Source organism: Streptomyces sp. NPDC127106, assembly GCF_042677605.1.
GTDB lineage: Bacteria > Actinomycetota > Actinomycetes > Streptomycetales > Streptomycetaceae > Streptomyces.
On the sequence record NZ_JBHXTC010000003.1, the window covers coordinates 216,117 to 232,442 of the forward strand.

At 70.2% G+C, this 16,326-nt stretch carries 9 protein-coding genes; 4 read left to right on the forward strand and 5 right to left on the reverse strand.

All coding sequences use genetic code 11. The features are described from left to right. Positions 1–75: 75 nt before the first annotated feature. Positions 76–609, reverse strand: coding sequence for an ATP-binding protein (locus tag ACFVGY_RS05400; protein WP_385671325.1), 534 nt, complete (start codon positions 607–609; stop codon positions 76–78). A gap of 146 nt (positions 610–755) precedes the next feature. Between ACFVGY_RS05400 and ACFVGY_RS05405 the strand changes: the two genes are divergently transcribed. Both ACFVGY_RS05405 and ACFVGY_RS05410 read left to right on the forward strand, forming a co-directional pair. Beyond that, entirely contained in the window at positions 756–1,628 is an 873-nt protein-coding gene (locus ACFVGY_RS05405) for a helix-turn-helix domain-containing protein (RefSeq protein WP_385671328.1), read from the forward strand. Beyond that, positions 1,625–1,813 carry a DUF397 domain-containing protein gene (locus tag ACFVGY_RS05410; protein WP_385671331.1) on the forward strand — a complete coding sequence of 63 codons (189 nt, stop codon included), beginning with the start codon at positions 1,625–1,627 and terminating at the stop codon, positions 1,811–1,813. The genes ACFVGY_RS05405 and ACFVGY_RS05410 overlap by 4 nt, the downstream gene beginning before the upstream one ends. Positions 1,814–1,888: 75 nt before the next feature. On the opposite strand, the gene ACFVGY_RS05415 is transcribed toward ACFVGY_RS05410, so the two are convergent. The 3 genes from ACFVGY_RS05415 to ACFVGY_RS05425 all read right to left on the reverse strand — a co-directional run bounded on the left by ACFVGY_RS05415 (position 1,889) and on the right by ACFVGY_RS05425 (position 12,186). Beyond that, complete coding sequence (locus ACFVGY_RS05415; RefSeq protein WP_385671334.1) at positions 1,889–7,414, reverse strand: Eco57I restriction-modification methylase domain-containing protein; 5,526 nt, start codon at positions 7,412–7,414, stop codon at positions 1,889–1,891. A gap of 73 nt (positions 7,415–7,487) precedes the next feature. Further along, positions 7,488–10,637 (reverse strand): SNF2-related protein, encoded by a 3,150-nt coding sequence (locus ACFVGY_RS05420; RefSeq protein ID WP_385671337.1) that lies wholly within the window; start codon positions 10,635–10,637, stop codon positions 7,488–7,490. 133 nt (positions 10,638–10,770) lie between these two features. Continuing rightward, entirely contained in the window at positions 10,771–12,186 is a 1,416-nt protein-coding gene (locus tag ACFVGY_RS05425; protein WP_385671340.1) for a serine/threonine-protein kinase, read from the reverse strand. 206 nt (positions 12,187–12,392) lie between these two features. On the opposite strand from ACFVGY_RS05425, the gene ACFVGY_RS05430 reads away from it, so the two are divergent. Then, positions 12,393–14,003 (forward strand): CBS domain-containing protein, encoded by a 1,611-nt coding sequence (locus ACFVGY_RS05430; protein WP_385671343.1) that lies wholly within the window; start codon positions 12,393–12,395, stop codon positions 14,001–14,003. A 147-nt stretch (positions 14,004–14,150) separates the two neighbouring features. After that, positions 14,151–14,393 (forward strand): hypothetical protein, encoded by a 243-nt coding sequence (locus ACFVGY_RS05435; RefSeq protein ID WP_385671346.1) that lies wholly within the window; start codon positions 14,151–14,153, stop codon positions 14,391–14,393. 505 nt (positions 14,394–14,898) lie between these two features. Here the strand turns inward: ACFVGY_RS05435 and ACFVGY_RS05440 are convergent. Beyond that, entirely contained in the window at positions 14,899–16,230 is a 1,332-nt protein-coding gene (locus ACFVGY_RS05440) for a class I SAM-dependent RNA methyltransferase (RefSeq protein WP_385671349.1), read from the reverse strand. Positions 16,231–16,326 lie beyond the last annotated feature (96 nt).

The window sequence follows — 16,326 nt, forward strand, 5'->3', positions numbered from 1 at the left end:
TCGATCACGGTCCACTCTACGAGGGGGGACCGACAGTCCCACCCGGTTCGACAGGATCCGGCCAGGCCGCCCTCGTCAGCGGCCGGGGGCCGGCCCGGGCACACCGGGGATCTCGTACTCCGCCCAGACCGTCTTCCCAGGTCCCTCGGCCCTCGGGTGCCAGCCCCAGCGGGCGGCCAACCCCTCGACGAGCAGCAACCCCCGGCCACCCTCTGCGAGCCCGGGGCCAGGCGCCGCGAGACTGCCGGGCCGAGGTGGCAGCCGCTCGGCGCGGGTATCGCTCACCTCGACCCGCGCGGCGGGCCGGGGCTCCGCCGTGACGCGGAGGCAGAGCTGGAAGTCCCGCCCGGGGACGTACCCGTGCCGCACCGCGTTCGCCGCCAGCTCGGCGGCGATCAGCACAACCGCCTCGTGCGGCCCGGTCCCGTAGGGCACGCCCCACTCGTCGAGCCTGACGGCCACCAACCGACGGGCGAGCCGCGCGCCTCGGGGCGTGGAGGTGAACCGCATGGCGAAGACCCGATCCGGCGGAGTAGGGGCAGTGATCAAGTGCGCCGCGGTACAGGTGGGTTGGGCGGTACACCCGTGGCGGTCGAGGTTGCTCGTCATGACCACCACGGTCCTCGTGGTGGCGTAGCGTGACCAGTGGTGACGCACCGACGCGAAGTCCCTGTACGCGCGGTGTCGGCGCCGGTACGTGGGGCACGGCGTGACGGCGTCCAGGGCTGGGCGTTCGTCCGGGGAGGCAGGGCGCGATGGCGGAGGAACAGGCGGGCGCAGCACCGGAGCCGGTGGCCGCGGCAGCCGACGACGGACGGGCGGCGGACGAGTCCGGCCAGGGCGTGGTCACGGCGTTCGGGAAGAGCCTGAAGACGCTGCGGGTGCGGGCCGCAATGGAACGCGAGGAGCTGGGGAAGCGCCTGGGCTACTCGGCGTCGAGCATTGCATCGTTCGAGCAGGGGCGGAGGATCCCTCCACCGCGGGCGATCGACCGGGCGGACGAGGTGCTGGACGCGGGCGGCCTGCTGACGGTGTGGAAGGAGCAGGTGGAGAAGGCGCAGTACCCGGTGTTCTTCCAGGGGATGGCGCAGTTGGAGAAGCAGGCCATGGAGCTGTTGGTGTACGACACGCACGTGGTCAACGGCCTGCTCCAGACGGAGGAGTACATGCGTGCACTTCTGGCGATGCGACGCCCGCCACTGGACCAAGAGACGATCGAGCAACGCGTGACGGCCCGGCTGGCCCGACAGGACATCTTCGACCGGCGTCCCGCACCTTTGCTGAGCTTCGTGATGGACGAAGCGGTAATTCGCCACCGGTACGGCGGCAAGCAAGTCCTGCGCGGTCAGCTGGAACACCTCCTTCTGGCCGGCCAGCGGCGCAACGTCGAGCTCCAGGTCATGCCGGCCGAGTGCGAGGACAACGCGGGCGTGAACGGCCCGTTCACGGTCGTCACACGCAAGGACGGCAAGAAGTTCCTGTACGTCGAGGCCCAGAACACCAGCACACTGGAGACGGACCCGGAGCAGACGGTTCTCGCTGCCGCACGCTATGGGATCATCCGATCGCAGGCTCTCACCCCGCGAGAGTCGCTGGAGTTCATCGAGAAGTTGCTGGGAGAGCTATGAACAACGCTGAGCCCCTCGCCTGGTTCAAGAGCAGCTATAGCGGCACCGAAGGCGGCCAGTGCGTCGAGATCGCGGCCGGCTCGGCAGTCGTCCATGTCCGCGACTCGAAGATCGTGGCCGGGCCGACCCTCCAGGTCTCGCACGAGGCCTGGGCGGGGTTCGTCGGGCTCGCCGTGGTGGAGTAGTACAACCAGTGCTTGTACGCGCGAGAGCCCTGCCGGTCCGTGTCGGACGGCAGGGCTCCCGCCTATCGGTTGGGGTCAGGCCCCGGCGCCTTCCGGCGGCCGCGTGTCACCGGGCTCCCAGCCAGCCTCCCGCATCCGCCGCGTGAACTCGGTGTGCGCGGCCCGCATCTCCTTCTTGCGGTTGGCCCGGTAGAGCGGCGCGGTGTAGCCGTCGGGCACCTCATGCTCGTCCGGGAACGCCTCGGGCTTACTCAGCTGCTTCCACGCTTCCTTCGGCTGCCCGTACCCGTACTGCTGATACGCCTTGGCGATCCGCCGCCCCTCGGCGTCGAACCACATGTTCTCCTCATACTGCTGGAGCACTGGGAACCTGGCGTCGTACATGGCGACCAGTTCATCGGCGCTGATCCCGAGCCAGACGGCGACGAGCGCGTCGATCTCCACGAGGGCTGCGCGGCGCGCGAACTCGGCGCGGAGGGGCGTATCGCGGGTCCAGGCGTGCCCAACACCATCGGTAAGCAATGGCATACCATCAGGCCAGCTAGCTGAGGCAGCCCAGGCGTCCTGCTGCCAGGCCGGGTGGTAGAGCTCTTCCCAGAGGGGAGCGTAGGCGTTGGTTTGAGCGTTGAGCCTGAGGGTGCGAAGGAGCAGCCCCTCTTCGAGAGGGTGCCCCGGAGTGGGCGCGGGCATGACCTTCGCATCGGAGATGTCGAGGTGACCGCGCCCCGAACTCCGCAGGAAGTAATCAAGCGGGATGGAGGCGAAGAAGCCAGCTACGAGTGCAGTGAGCCGCGCTGATGGCAGCGCGGCGCTGCGTACTGCGTGAATGTGGTTGGCCCCCGGCGGCATGAGGACGGCGTACAAACTCCGTTCGGTGTCAGATGCAACCATCTCTCGCCACGAGACCCGATAGAACTCCGAGTACGGGCGGGCACTCGCCGTAGTCAGCAGCGCTTCGACGGCTCGTTTGAAGTCGCCTTCCTCCAGCTCAGGCTCAGCCGCCTTGACGTCCGCTTCTGCAGCCGCAATCGCAGCCGAGCTGCTCCAGAGCTGGGCGAGGCGGCCCATGTCTATCCAACGATCCTGGGCGGCAACATATTTGGCGCGGTCACCAGCCGGGCGGTAGTTCGTGTACTGAACGGCACCCTCAGCCAAATCCCCCGCGTTCCAGCCCTCCAGCCTATTGACCCCTGTCCCACTCGCTGCCGCTTTACGGAGGAACGGCGTCGCAACACCGAACATGGGCCCCTGGAAGATGACATCGCCCCAAGTCTCCGCTGGCCCCGGCTCCCAGATGAAGTACCCCGCCGTGCGGTCAGTCTTCTCGTTATAGCCGGAGCTAATTCGCACATTGTGACCACCAAGCCTGTGAGGCCACCTGGCGATCGCGGCAAGTCCAGCCTCCTCCGCCCTCGTGACAGGGAAGAGCAATCTTGTCTCATCCAACGGAGGCGGATTGTCCTCACCGGCCAGCCTTCGCCAGTCCGCAAGCACTCCTGCGTCCACCGTCAGGACACGGTCCTTGTGGGGACGGACGTCCCACTTGCCCCTGTGCTTGATGCCAGGGAGCGGCCGATCCTTCTTGTCACGAACAGACTCGTTCAGCACCTCCGGGGCGAACAGCCAGCTGAGGTGCTGGAACCGAATCTCCTGCCGATAGCCTCCGTAGACATTGACGCTGAAGTGGCTGCTGTGCCCCACCGGCTTCGCGAAGAGAGAGCGTTGGTTCTCGAAGTCGGCGTGCAGCCGCAGGTGTCGATACGTCGCCTTTCGAAGGAGTGCCTCCTTCGTTCCTGTCAGATGCGTGGATGGGTGGATCAGCCCAGCTACACCCCGCTCCCCAACAGCCCTCCACGCCAGCAGCATGAACGCCCGGTACATGTCCGGGCGCGTACCCACCAGCTCCGGGTACGTATCAACCGACGACAGAAACCCCGACACCCCCGCCACGGTCCCCAGTTCGTCCAGATAGAACGACCGGTGCTCCAGCCGATTCAACGCCTCGGCTACATTCCTCCCCCGATCAGCCTCCGCGTCCTTCCCGCCCAGCACGAACCACGGCTCGATCTCCGCGAGGACGGCGTTCTCGTCCCACTCCTGCCGCACCCACGGCGGATTGCCCATCATCAGGTCGAACCCGCCTTCCGCGAACACGTGCGCGAAGTCCAACTCCCAGTGAAAGAACCCCCGCTCCCGCGCGATCGTGGCCGCCGTCTCGTACCAGGGGAACGTGTCACCGAGGTGCAGCGAATCGGACCATGCCGTCGTGTCGGTCATCATGGCGTCGAGTTCGAGCTCCTTCGCGTCGAGCTCCTCCAAGCTCCGCACGCCGTCGAAGGACAGCAGTGCGCCCTGCCGCCCCTCCTCCGAGGTCGCGTCCACACGCCCGACGACCGCCTCCGCGAACTCCAGCCAGTCGTTGAGGTCCGACAGGGCCACGCGGCGCCTTTGGCTGTCCTTCGGAAGGCTGCGCAGGTCCTCGGCGCCCGACCGGTAGTACGAGTCATCCGAGCCGTCGAGCTGCCCGACCTTCTCCAGCGGCCAGAACCAGAGCGCGCACCAGGTGTCCATCAGCTGCTTGAGCCGCCAGTACGGGGTGCCCATGCGGTGCAGGGCAGCCAATACCGCGTCCCGGTCCACCGGCGGGCGCACCTCGTTGCTCCCCGCTGTGGCTCCCCACACGTCCACGTGCCGCGAGATCTCCTGCTCGGACAGCTTCAGCCGCATGACGACCAGGTCCCACAGGAACTCGACGCGCCGGGCGAGCCGGATGAGCCGGCCCGTCTGGGTCTTCTCGCCGGGCTCCCGGTCGTCCTCAGACTCCCGACCGGCCGCCGCGGCCGCGCCAGCGGCCAGCGCGGGCTGCTCCCAGATGTCCAGGCCGAGGTCCAGGGTCAGTTCCTCCGTCTCTGGAGGAACCGCCGCCGCAGCCACCCGCTTCTTCGGCGTGCTCGCCGCCGCCCGCTTCTTCGGGTCACCCTTCGGGTTCCGCCGCATCGCCGAGCGCCACTTCCGCATCGCCTCGACGAGCTCCGGCTCCAGCCAGTCCACGACGTCGCCGTCAACGACTGCCTTCTGGACCTCCTCCGGTGTCCCCTTGCCCACCTTCCGGACGGACACCTTCTCGCCGATGGAACCCCAGCCCATCGCCGGCAGCAGGAACTGGTGCACCTCCCGCGCCTTCAGCTTCTCCGCCAGCGGTACGTGCCTCGGCTTCTGCTGGTTCTTCGACGTCAGCCAGCCGCCGTCCTTGAGGCTGTTCCCCGGGTAGACCTTCCGTGCCGCGCCGACCAGCGAGTTGCCCCGGTGCAGGTGGAGCCCGTACCAAGGGGCCTTCATGCCCCGGTACATGGTGTTCAGCCACAGCGAGATCTCAGCCAGCTCGACAGCGGTCTCGTTGAGGTCGACGCCGTACGCGTTGTGCAGGGCGATGTAGGCCTTCGCCTTTTGGAGTTCGGCCTGGTAGTCCTCGGGGTCGATCTCCACGCCCCGCTCCCGCTGGGCGAGCCGCAGGTAGAGCTCGGCGAGCTGGTTGACGGCCTCGTTGAGGAACGCGCCGGAGCCGAGGGCCGGTTCGCAGACCCGCCAGCGCAGGACGTCGGCCGCGTTGACCCACGCCTTCTCCGGCTCCTTGGGGTCGACGGCGCCCTTCTCGTCGAGCCGAAAGCGGAGGGTCTGCTCGACGGTGGCTTGGGTCAGGGACTCCGGGGTGTAGTACGAGGCGCTGGTCTGCCGGTCGCGGCCGGCGAGGCGGTAGACATACGAGCCGACCTTGTGCGGGATCGCCACCCGCTGCCCCGTCTCGGGGTTGACGTCGGTTTTGACGAAGACACTGTCGTCGGGGCCGTCCGGGTAGCGCCCGGAGGCGACCTGGTCGGGGCGGATCAGCCAGGAACCGCCGCTGGGGTTGCCGCCCTTGGCGACCTCGTACAGCGGCTGGTCGGCGATGAAGCCGGTGTACGACATCAGGCCCTCGTACACCGCGCCGAGGTGGTTGATGCTGAGGTTGGCGTACGAGATGAAGCCACCGCGGCCGGTGCGGCCGGTGCCCTCGGCGATGGTCAGGTGGCGCAGTACGCGGTGCAGGACCTTGTTGCGCAGCCGCAGGTCGAGGCGGCGGGCCCCAGGCCGGGGGGTGCGGTCGGCGTCGAGGTCGTCGGGGTGGACGATCTCCTGGTCGACGAGGTTTATCGAATTGGGGTCGAAGAGGCGGGAGCGCAGGGCCTCGATGCGGACGCCCTCGTAACCGTCGTCCTCGGTCAGCTCCGGGAGGAGGTCGGCGTCCGAGGCCGCCGATCCGTCCCGGGTGGTGACCGTGTCGGCGACCGGGTGGCCGGTGAAGACCTTCTCGAAGAGCAGGGCCAGGGAGTCGTGGAAGTGGTGGCGGTCGCGCGATGCGCTGGACAGCTTCTCCTGGACGACGAGTTCCCGGAGCCGGGCCACGCTGTAGCCGGCGGCGTACTCCTCGCTCTTCATCGGGAGGATGTCGAGCTCGGGGCGGGCCTCCGCGTACAGCAGGAACAGGACGCGGTAGAGGTAGCGCAGGGACTCCTTGGTGAGGACGCGCTGGAGCGAGCCCGACTCGACCAGGTGGTCGGGGAGCCAGATCGGGAGGTCACCGGGGGTGACGCCCTGCTGTCCGGCGCGTTCCAGAACCTCGTTGGCGATCAGCTGGACGGATTCCTTCAGCCCTTCGCGTAGCGTCTCGGTCACACCGACGGAGTGGTCGCGGGATTCGGCGACCAGGCGGGCGATGTCGTCGTCCCCGCCGTCCTCGGCGGGGCGGAACGCCTGCGCCCCGAAGAGGGCGGCGATCACGTCGAGCTCGCCGGCTGTGGCGCCCTTCGTGCCCTTGCGGGGCAGCGCCACCTCCAGGCTGACCGCGAGGTGTCGGCCGCGGGCGTAGTTCTCTCGGTCGGCGAGGACCATGACGCCGCCGAAGAGGAGGAGTGCGTACCGCGGGGCGTCGTCGGCGGCGAGCAGCCAGGCGGCGAGGTCGGTGACCGTGGTGAGCGTGCGGCCGGAGGCGACGCGAACGGGGGCTGCGAGCCGGTTGGCAGGACCGTCGCCGCGGGTGGCGGCGATGTCGTCGGCGAAGCCGCCGGTCAGGACGGCGATGCCGGGCTCGTGGTGGGCGACGGGGACGGCCACCGGTCCGGCGGCGCCGTGGAGGGTGAGGTGTCCGGGGTTCGGGGTGAACCCGAGGGCCTTCAGGACGTCCGTGTGCCAGGAGTCCAGGGCTGCCCGCCAGGTCCCGTCCGGTCCGTCTCCGTACGTGCGCGGGCCTGCCGAGGGTCGGAAGGCGGGCGGCTGGTCCGGGCCGGTGTGCGCCTTCAGTTCCTCGGCGGCCGTCTGCTGGGCGGCCTGCGCGTCCGGGTCGGGCAGGACGTTGTACTTCTCCGCCTCGCCACCGACCGTGAGGCGTACGTCGAAGTAGCGGCCGGTGAGGTCGCGCAGCCCCTGCCGCGGCGTGGGGCGGCCGTGGCGTTCCTCGGCCGCCCACTCCTTCAGGCGGCCGGTCTTGAGCTGCTTGGGCAGGATCGTGTCCAGGTAGAAGGGCGGAAAGTACTCGCCTTCGTTGATCAGCGCGTCGAACTTCACGCGTGGCGCTCCTGCCGGATGACGTGACGGGTGGGACGGGGGTCGTGGGCCGCGCCCTGCGCGGTGGTGACGGTCACGAGCTGGGCTCCAGTACGGCCAGGACCCGCACCATCGGGTCGGCGCCGGCGGTACGGAGACGGGTCGCGGCGGCCTCCAGGTTCTCCGCGGCCCGCTCGCGCGCGCTGCGGCCGCCGCTGAAGCCGGGGAGGGGCTGCTCGCGCCAGAGGCCGACCCGCTCCTGGTACTCCCGCAGCGGCTGGTCGACGAGCTCCTCCGCCTTCCCCCGGCGCTCCTCCATCGCGCGGCGGGTGGCGGACACGGCCTCCGCCACGAACGGCTGGAGGGCGTCCGGGTCGCCCTGGGCGAAGTGGTCGGGCATGTCGGGGCGCAGGCCGAGTTCTGCGAGGAGTTCACGGGTCAGCTTCCGGACCCGCGGTTGTTCGCCGTGGCCGAGCCGGTCGACGGCGAGGAACGCCACGACGGTCGGGCGGCCGTCCTGGTTGGACCAGACGCCCTGGGTGAGGAACACCGGTTCCGGCACGCGGGTACGGTCCACCTGGAGCACCGGCGCCTGCTGGCGGCCCAGCTGGACGAGGACCTTGTCCGTGATCCATTCCAGGACGGGGTGCAGCTCGCCGACGTAGTGGGCGTCCGGCCAGAGGGAGGGCGAGTCGGCGTCTTCGCGGGCCCGCTTGAGCGAGTCGGCCGCGTCCTTGGTGCTGAAGGTGAGCTTCATGCGCCGGGTGATGCCGTGGTCGCGCAGATAGCCGGGGGGCAGGACGTCGAGCCGGTCCGCGAGGTCCTCCGGGGTGTCGAAGCTGAGGTCGGTTCCGTCGACGGTGGTGTCCAGGCGGAACGACTCCAGGTCGGCGAGTTCCTCCAGGCCGGTGAGGACGTAGTCGCGGCGGTCGGTGAAGAGGCGCAGTTCGTCGACGAAGCGGAGGGAGGTGGCAGCACCCTGGTCGGCTGTGGAAGCGTCCGGAGTCTGTGCGTGTGCTTCCTCGGCCGGGCCCGACGGGCCACCGGGGGCGTCGTCGGAGACGTCGTCGAAGTCGAAGCCGATCTCGTCCTCGTAGTCCGTGTCGAAGTCGAACCCGAAGTCGGCGTCGTCATAGGGGTCCCCGCTCGCGCCGAACTCCGCGTTCAGCCGCTGGGCGAGCGGCAGGTCTTCCGGCGCCTGCTCCCCGCCCTCGGAGAGGGGTACGGCCTCCAGGTCGGCCACCGCCTCCTGCGGGGGCGCTCCCCTGAACAGCGCCTCCATCACGCGCCGTTCTTCCACCGTGCCGTCGTTCTCCTTGGTCGCCGCTTCCACCGCGCCGAGGATCGCGTGCACCTTCTGCTCGCGGGCGAGGACCCGCTCGGCGACGTGGGTGTCGTCCAATGCGCCCTCGACGGCGGATTCGAGGATCATCGCGCGGAACTCAGGCTGCTCCGTCTGCCCGTACCGGTCGATGCGGCCGTTGCGCTGCTCGACGCGGATCAGGCTCCACGGCAGGTCCCAGTGGATCAGGTGGTGGCACTGGCGGTGCAGGTTGACGCCCTCGGACGCGCCGTCGCCGGAGAGCAGGAGGCGGACGTCGCCGCCGGCGCGGGCGAACTCGTCGACGTACTCCATCTGCACGCGGTCCGAGACGCCGGTGCTGTGCAGGACCTTCACCGCCGCCTTGGCGTCCTCCCGGTCCGTCCAGCCGAGCAGCGGCGGAAGCACCTCGCCCAGCCAGTCGAGGGTCTCGCGGCGTTCGGAGAAGACGACCGCGCGGGTGGGGCTGCCGGCCTTGACCCCGATCTCGCGCAGCTCGTCGACCAGGCCCGCCAGCTTGGAGGCCGCGCCCGGCGCGCTGCCCTCGGCGGTCGCACGCTCGATGGCACGGGCGAGCTCCATCAGACGCAGGAGCGATGCCGCCTCGGCCGTGGCCGGTGCGATGCCTGCCGGGGGCTCGTGCGTGATCTTGTGCTTGTCGGTGAGGGCGTGCCCGGTCTTGGCGAGCCGGTCGCGGGCCGTGGCGAACAGGGCCCGGTGGGAGGAGAGGAACGATTTCAGCAGGACGAAGGGGAAGAGGTGGTCCTCGTTGCCGGCCTTGGCCGCCGCGCCGTCGGCCGGACGCTTCAGCCAGTGGTCGGCGAGTTCCTGGAAGACCTCCTCCTCCAGGGCATTGGCCCGGCGCCGGACGGGTCGCGAGTCGCCGCGCGGGGCCCAGTCCTTCAGCTGGCCGGCGACCTCGGCGCTGACCTTGGTGCGGCGCACCATCAGGTGCTCCAGTTCGGCGGCCTTCGGGTCGCCCGGGTCCTTGACCGCCATCGGATCGAGGAGGCGGATCAGGCCGGTGAAGGCCGGCATGTTGCCGTTGTGCGGGGTGGCGCTGGCCAGGATCAGGGCATCGGTGCGCTCGGCGAGGAGGTCGGCGAGCGCCCTGCGGTCGCTGCCCTGGTTGATGAGGTTGTGGGACTCGTCGATGACGACGGCGTCCCAGTGGATGTTCTCCAGCCAGGGGCGGTAGCGGCGCGGGTTCTTCAACGTGTCCATGGAGATGATCACGCGCTTGTAGTACGTGAACGGGTTGCGTCCCGCCGGGATCTTCCGCTCGATGCGGGCGATGCCCGCGCTGTCCAGGCGGACCAGCGGCAGGGAGAAGCGCGTCCACATCTCGTGCTGGAACTGCTCCAGGACCGGGGCCGGCGTGACGACGAGGATGCGCTCACCACGGCCCCGCCGGATCAGCTCCCCGAGCAGCACCCCGATCTCCAGGGTCTTGCCGAGGCCCACCACGTCACCGATCAGGAGCCGCGGACGCAGCGGGTTGGCCAAGGCCTTCGCGGCGGGCCGCAGCTGGTAGTCCATGCGGTCCAGGAGGAAGCCGTCGGCCAGGGCCAGGCGGCGCTCCGTCTGGGGCAGCGGGGTCTTGCGGAGCACGGCCTCCAGGAAGAGGCGGCTGCGCCGGAAGTGCGGTGACCCGTCGGCGATCAGCTTCGTGTCCTCGGGGCGCAGCACGCGGGGCCGGTCCATCGTCGGCGCGAGGAACCGGGCCTCCTGCCCGCGCACCAGGTCGGAGGCGCCGACCGCCTCGATCAGGAATTCCCCGGTCCGCACCTGCCTGCTGCTGCGGACCATCCACTCCTCGTCCCGCACCTCGATGACCGTGCCGGCCGGCGGCGGCCCCTCGGCTGCCGGCGTGACCAGGGCGTCGGTGCGGGCCACGGAGGTGCCGGGCACTGCGTCGGGCATCGGGGAAGGTCCTGCCTCTCGGGTCATGGTGGGTCCTTGAAGGGTAGGCGGTCGGCCGCGGTCCGAGAGGCGGGTCCGTCGCGACGGGGCACGCCGGGCGCCGTGGGCCGATGCCCGTGGCGTGTACGCGCCCCTACAGGGCCCCGCGGTGCGCGTATGCATCACGTAGCTGGGCGGCTACTTGCACGGCCGCTCGCGGCGGGGCCGGCGGCCGGGGTTCGACGCCGGAGCGCGGGGGCGCGAGGGGGTAGCTCGTGGGCAGCGCGGACGTCCCGGGCGTCGGTTCGGGCGACGGGGACGGGTCCGGACCATGGGCCGGCTCCTGGGGGTGGTCCATCGCCGGATCGACGAGCGTGGGTGTGTAGCCCGCGGATCCTGCCCCCGCTCCGGGCTCGGCCTCCGCCTCGGTCGCTGCAGCGACCTCCTGCTCGGCCCCCCACTCGATCTCGTCCGTGTCCACGATCCCGTAGAAACCGAGTCCGATGCCGGACGGATCCCCGGCCCCGCCTCCCGCCCAGGGGGCGTCCGGTGCGGCACCGGCGTCGACCGCCTGCTGTGCCAGCCCCTGCACCAGCGGATCGACGTGATCGGACAGGGCTTCTGCGGGAAGCTGAGGGGTGAGCCCGGCGGCCTGGACGACAGCCGCGAGCTGCGCCGCGGCGAGCTCCGGTGTCAGGTCTGCCTGATGGAGGATCGACCGCAGTTCCATGTCCACGTGATCGAGGTCGGGGCGCTGCCCGGCCGTGGCAACGAGGATCTGCCCGAGCAGGGGACGGAAGTCGGCATGGACCCCGTTCCAGTCGGGGGGCGTCAGCAGCGGCTGGAGGACGTAGGGAGGACGGCCGGTCAGCGCGAAGAACAGCACGGCCCCGAGACCGTACACATCCGCCGGCTCCTTGACGCTCTGGAAGTCGTACAGCTGCTCGTACGAGGCGTACGGCCAGGTCCCCCACGCCTCGCCCGGCTTGGTCAGAGCCTGGCTGGTCCGCCGTTCGGCGAGGACGGCGAGCCCGAAGTCCAGGACTACGGGGCCGCCCGGGCCGAGGACAACGTTCTCCGGTTTGAAATCCCGATGGAGCAGCTTCGCACCGTGTATCGCGCGCAAGGCATCCACCAGTGCGAGCCCGAGAGCGGCGCACGGCCCCAGACCGAGGGGACCGGACTCGGCCACCAGGGAAGCCAGGTTGGGCCCGGCAATGTAGTCCATGGCGAACCACGGCTGGAGGGAATGCGGCGGAGCCGCTGCGATCAGTGCGGGGACCCGGTCGCTGACGACGGCGCGCACGGCATCGATCTCCCGGTCGAACCGCTCCAGCGCCTGCGGCTGACCGTCCAGCAGTCCGGGCTGGACCATCTTGACCACCACGAGCCGATTCTCCGCCCCGTCCGCCTCGGCCAGCCGGTACGCGGCGGTCAGCTCCTCGCTGAGTCCCTCAAGGGGAAGCGGACGTGCCAGATAGGCGATGCCCATGCCACCCTCCCCCAACCGGGCGAGCAGTTCGAAGGGCCCCACCACACGCTGGTCGACATCGAGGTCCAAGGGTTTCACCGGCGCTCTCCCCCACACGGTCGTCGCGGCCCTCGCCCCGGCCACGCGGCTGTTGATCAGTCTACGGCTGCAACGACGGCCCCATCCCCGGCTGGTGGAAACCCGCACGCCACCGGCCACGGAGATGACGAGTTTTCGCCCTTGCCAACCATGACCGGCTCGCACATGCCTAAAGTCGCGCCACGCGATCAAGACGATCGTTTGTCATGTTCCTCAGGGGAGGGGGCCGGATGCGGGCCTGGGTCGTACGGGCGGGAGAGAACGGCGAGCGGGAGCAGGCCGCCCTGGAGGAGGGCGTCCTGATCGCCGGATGGTGGGAGCTGGGGGATCTCTCCGCCACCGCCGCACGGGACGACATCAAGGCAGCCGTGGCCTCCGCCTACCCCGACGAGGGTCCTTACACCGTGGGGAACTGGACCGGACAGCTCTTCCGCTTCGTCCACGAGATACAGCCCGGAGATCTCGTCGTGCTCCCGCAGAGATCGCTCCTCGTAGCGATCGGACGGGTCTCGGGCGAGTACGAGTACCGGGCGCACGCCGCCGACGGGGCCCGCCATGTCCGGCGCGTCGAGTGGCTCGTCAAGGACGTCGACCGGCAGTCGATCCAGTCGGATCTCCTGGACAGCATGGGCTCCCTGCTGACGGTCTTCGAACTCAGCCGGTTCGGGGCGGCGGAGCGCATAGCCACCCTCGCCGACGGGAAGACCGACCCGGGCCGTCCGGACGCCGACGAGTTCGCCGCCACCCTCACCGAGCCGGCAAAGCTCTTCGAGGAAGTCCGCCGGCGGAGCGCCGACGAACCACTCACCCTGTCGGTCCGGGACTTCCTCGCCGTCTGGGGCCTCCAGCGCCGCTACCCTGCCGTCGTCGAGCAGATCCAGAACGATCTGGACGCGCGCGGCCTCGTCACCGTACCGCCGTTCACGGAAGGAAGTCTCCAGAGCCAGATCGCAGTCGTGGCGGGCGGCGCGGAGCCGGACGAGGCGGGTACGAGCGCCGTGACCCGGCTCACCGGGTCGACGAGCCTCTCCGCCGTGGTCCAGAGCGCGGCGGACGCCGCAGGACACCTGGCGGACGACGACCCTCAGGCTCGCACCGTCGCATACAGGGTGAGCAACCTCGATTCGGCCAACCGCATGCCGGAGTCCGTTCGGGTCGGGGACAGCCTCGGCACCGCGATGACGCTCATGGTCCTGCGCGACTACAGCCAGCTTCCCGTGCTCGACACGGACGGGCGGCTGCGCGGAGTGGTCAGCTGGGAGTCGATCGGACGTGCCCGCATGGCTGACCCCGCGGCAGATCTCGCCGCCGCCACCGTACGGGCGCAGGAAGCGGACCGGTCCGACGATCTGCTCGACTGGATCGGGACGATCCAGAAGTCTGGTTACGTCCTCGTCCGTGACCATGACCACAAGGTGTGCGGTCTGATCACCGACTCCGATCTCACCGTCCAGTTCGGCACCCGGGTGCGCCCCTTCGTGCTCGTCGAAGAGATCGAACAGCGCCTGCGCCGCATCGTGGACCGCTGCATCCCGATCGAGCGCATTCGCGCCGTCGTGCCCCGACACCGCGCCGCCCGGGTGAACTCCGCTGCCAACCTGACGTTCGGCGCGTACGGCCACCTGCTCAAGGTGTCCGAGAACTGGTCCGCGCTGGGCTGGGCCATCGACCAGCAGCACTTCCTCTCCGCTCTGGAGGAGTGCCGGAACTTCCGCAACAGCCTGATGCACTTCAGCCCCGACCCCGTCACCGACGACCAACTGCACCCTGCGCAGGGGCTGCTCGAACTGCTTCGCTCCTTGGATCCGCACAACTGACAGGTAGGAGGCCACAGGTGGGGTGACACAAGGAGGTCGCGGCTGCGCTCGGCGAATGGATCGCACTGGACGGCGGCGCGGGGAGACAGCCGAGGTGGCAGAGCACCGGTCGAGCGGCTCGGGCGGTGATCCCGGCCTGTACGGGATGTGCGGGCTTCCGCCATCGGGCCGGACCAACTCGACAGCCTGCGGCTCGCCGGCCCGGAGACCGGCAGCATCGAGTCGGAGGGATTCGTCGTCTCCGAGGCCGTGCACAACGGCAGTCTGCTCATGGTGAAGGTGGCCAGGTTCACGGAGGTCGCCGACCCCTGGCTGTGGATGCAAAAGCACCCCACATTCCTCGTCGAGGCCCTGCGCCAGAAAATCGGGGGTTCGGGCAGCATCCCTTGAGGGCCGCACCGGCGGCGGGCGCCATCTGCGGCCCCACCATCCGGCGGAGGATCCACCGGGTTTCATCCCGCCCAGGGCGACTCTGCGGCCGGAGCCCCGATACCGGGACGCGCCATTGCCGTGGCATGCCCGCACGGAAAGACCTCGACGACAACGTGAGGCAGCTTGCGGCGCTCTCGGACGCGCTACCGTCCGGCTGCGGGACCGAGATCGCGGCCGGGCGGCTGCCCGGGCCGCCGATCCCTCTGACTAGCGCCGGATACCCCGGCGAAACGGAGCCCTCTCAACAGGGCCACACAGCCACGTCGAACGCCACCCGCGTGATGTGATGGACCCTCAGAACAAGCGTCAACAACCCGGCGGACGCGCGGACGCGCGGTGTGCCACCGTGCCGGCGCCCGCCTGAATCCGCAGGGTCAGGCGCGTATCGCAGCAAGCCTCGCGCTTCACCTGTTGGACGGGCGCAAACAGGTCAAGCGGACGGCGACCGCCACGAAACCGCAGGTCAGGCGTCCTCGCGGATCGGCTCCAGAATCGCGACGCACTCGACGTGGTGCGTCATCGGGAAGAGGTCGAAGACGCGGAGGGTGCGGGGCTTGTAGCCCGCCTCCGCGAAGTACGACAGGTCGCGGGCCAGGGCTGCCGGGTCGCAGGCCACGTACGCGATGCGGCGGGCCGAGAGGGACGCCACGTGACGGACCGTCTGCTTGCCGGCGCCGGCACGGGGCGGGTCGAGGACGACCAGGTCGCACTCCGTGATGCCGGTGCGGGGGAGGACCGATTCGACCTTGCCCTGTTCGATGCGGACGCGCGGGAAGTCGGCCAGGTTGTGGCGGGCGTCCTCCACCGCGCGCTTCGTCGACTCGATGCCGAGGACAGCGCCGGTCTCGCCCAGGCGTTCGGCGAGGGCTCCCGCGAAGATGCCGACGCCGCAGTACAGGTCGAGGGCCATCTCGCCCTTGCGCGGCATCAGGCCCTGCATGACGGCGCGGATCAGGGTGTCCGCGGCCTGTGGGTGGACCTGCCAGAAGCCGCCCATACCGACGCGGTAGGTGCGGCCGTCGGCGCGCTCGCGGACGAAGGGGCGGCCGTGGACGCGGTGCGTCGAGCCGTCCTTCTCCTCCACCCGGAGGACCGAGACCGGCTTGTCGAGTTCGACGAGGGGGAGGCGGCCGCCGGGGCGGGGGGTCAGGACGACCTGCCGGTCGTTGGAGCCGGTCGCGGCGATCGCCTCGACGGACGCCATCTGCGGCCACTCGCGCTTTTCGATCCCGAGTTCCGTGACGCCGGGGGCAGCGATCATGCAGTGGTCGACGGGCTCGACCTCGTGCGAGCGGTGCCTGCGCAGGCCCGGGCGACCCTCGGCGTCCACGGCGTACTGGACGCGGGTGCGCCACTGCGGGACCTGGCCGGCCGGCAGCTTGTCGCCCTCCGCGGGGGCTACCGTGCCGTCCCAGCCGGCCTCCTCCGGGGTCAGGCCGGCGAGGCGGCGCAGCTGCTCGGCGACGACCTCACCCTTGAGCCGGCGCTGGGCTCCGGGCTTGGCGTGCTGCCAGTCGCAGCCACCGCACTTGCCGGGGCCGGCGTACGGGCAGGGGGCTTCGACGCGGTCCTTGGAGGCCGACAGGACTGTGATCGCGTCGGCGCGGAGGAAGCGCGAGTCCGTCTCGCCCTCGGTGACCTTGGCAACGACCTTCTCGCCGGGCAGGGCGTGGCGGACGAACAGGACGCGGCCGTCGTCGGTGCGGGCGATGCAGTGCCCGCCGTGCGCGACGGGGCCGACCTCGACCTCGTACTCCTCCCCGACCAGTGACTGCTTCTCGTTCTGCTCGGTCATGGCGGGGGTTGCTCCAGGGTTCGGGTTCGGGTGTTCGGTTGCGCGGCGGTCGTGCGCGAACGGCCGGACGGCCGACCCACCAGTCTACGTGGATCC

What these genes read in the sequence shown, in the direction of transcription:
- ACFVGY_RS05400 (WP_385671325.1), bottom strand. Translation starts at nt 609, where the DNA reads ATGACGAGCAACCTCGACCGCCACGGGTGTACCGCCCAACCCACCTGT.
- ACFVGY_RS05405 (WP_385671328.1), top strand. Translation starts at nt 756, where the DNA reads ATGGCGGAGGAACAGGCGGGCGCAGCACCGGAGCCGGTGGCCGCGGCA.
- ACFVGY_RS05410 (WP_385671331.1), top strand. Translation starts at nt 1,625, where the DNA reads ATGAACAACGCTGAGCCCCTCGCCTGGTTCAAGAGCAGCTATAGCGGC.
- ACFVGY_RS05420 (WP_385671337.1), bottom strand. Translation starts at nt 10,637, where the DNA reads ATGCCCGACGCAGTGCCCGGCACCTCCGTGGCCCGCACCGACGCCCTG.
- ACFVGY_RS05430 (WP_385671343.1), top strand. Translation starts at nt 12,393, where the DNA reads ATGTTCCTCAGGGGAGGGGGCCGGATGCGGGCCTGGGTCGTACGGGCG.
- ACFVGY_RS05440 (WP_385671349.1), bottom strand. Translation starts at nt 16,230, where the DNA reads ATGACCGAGCAGAACGAGAAGCAGTCACTGGTCGGGGAGGAGTACGAG.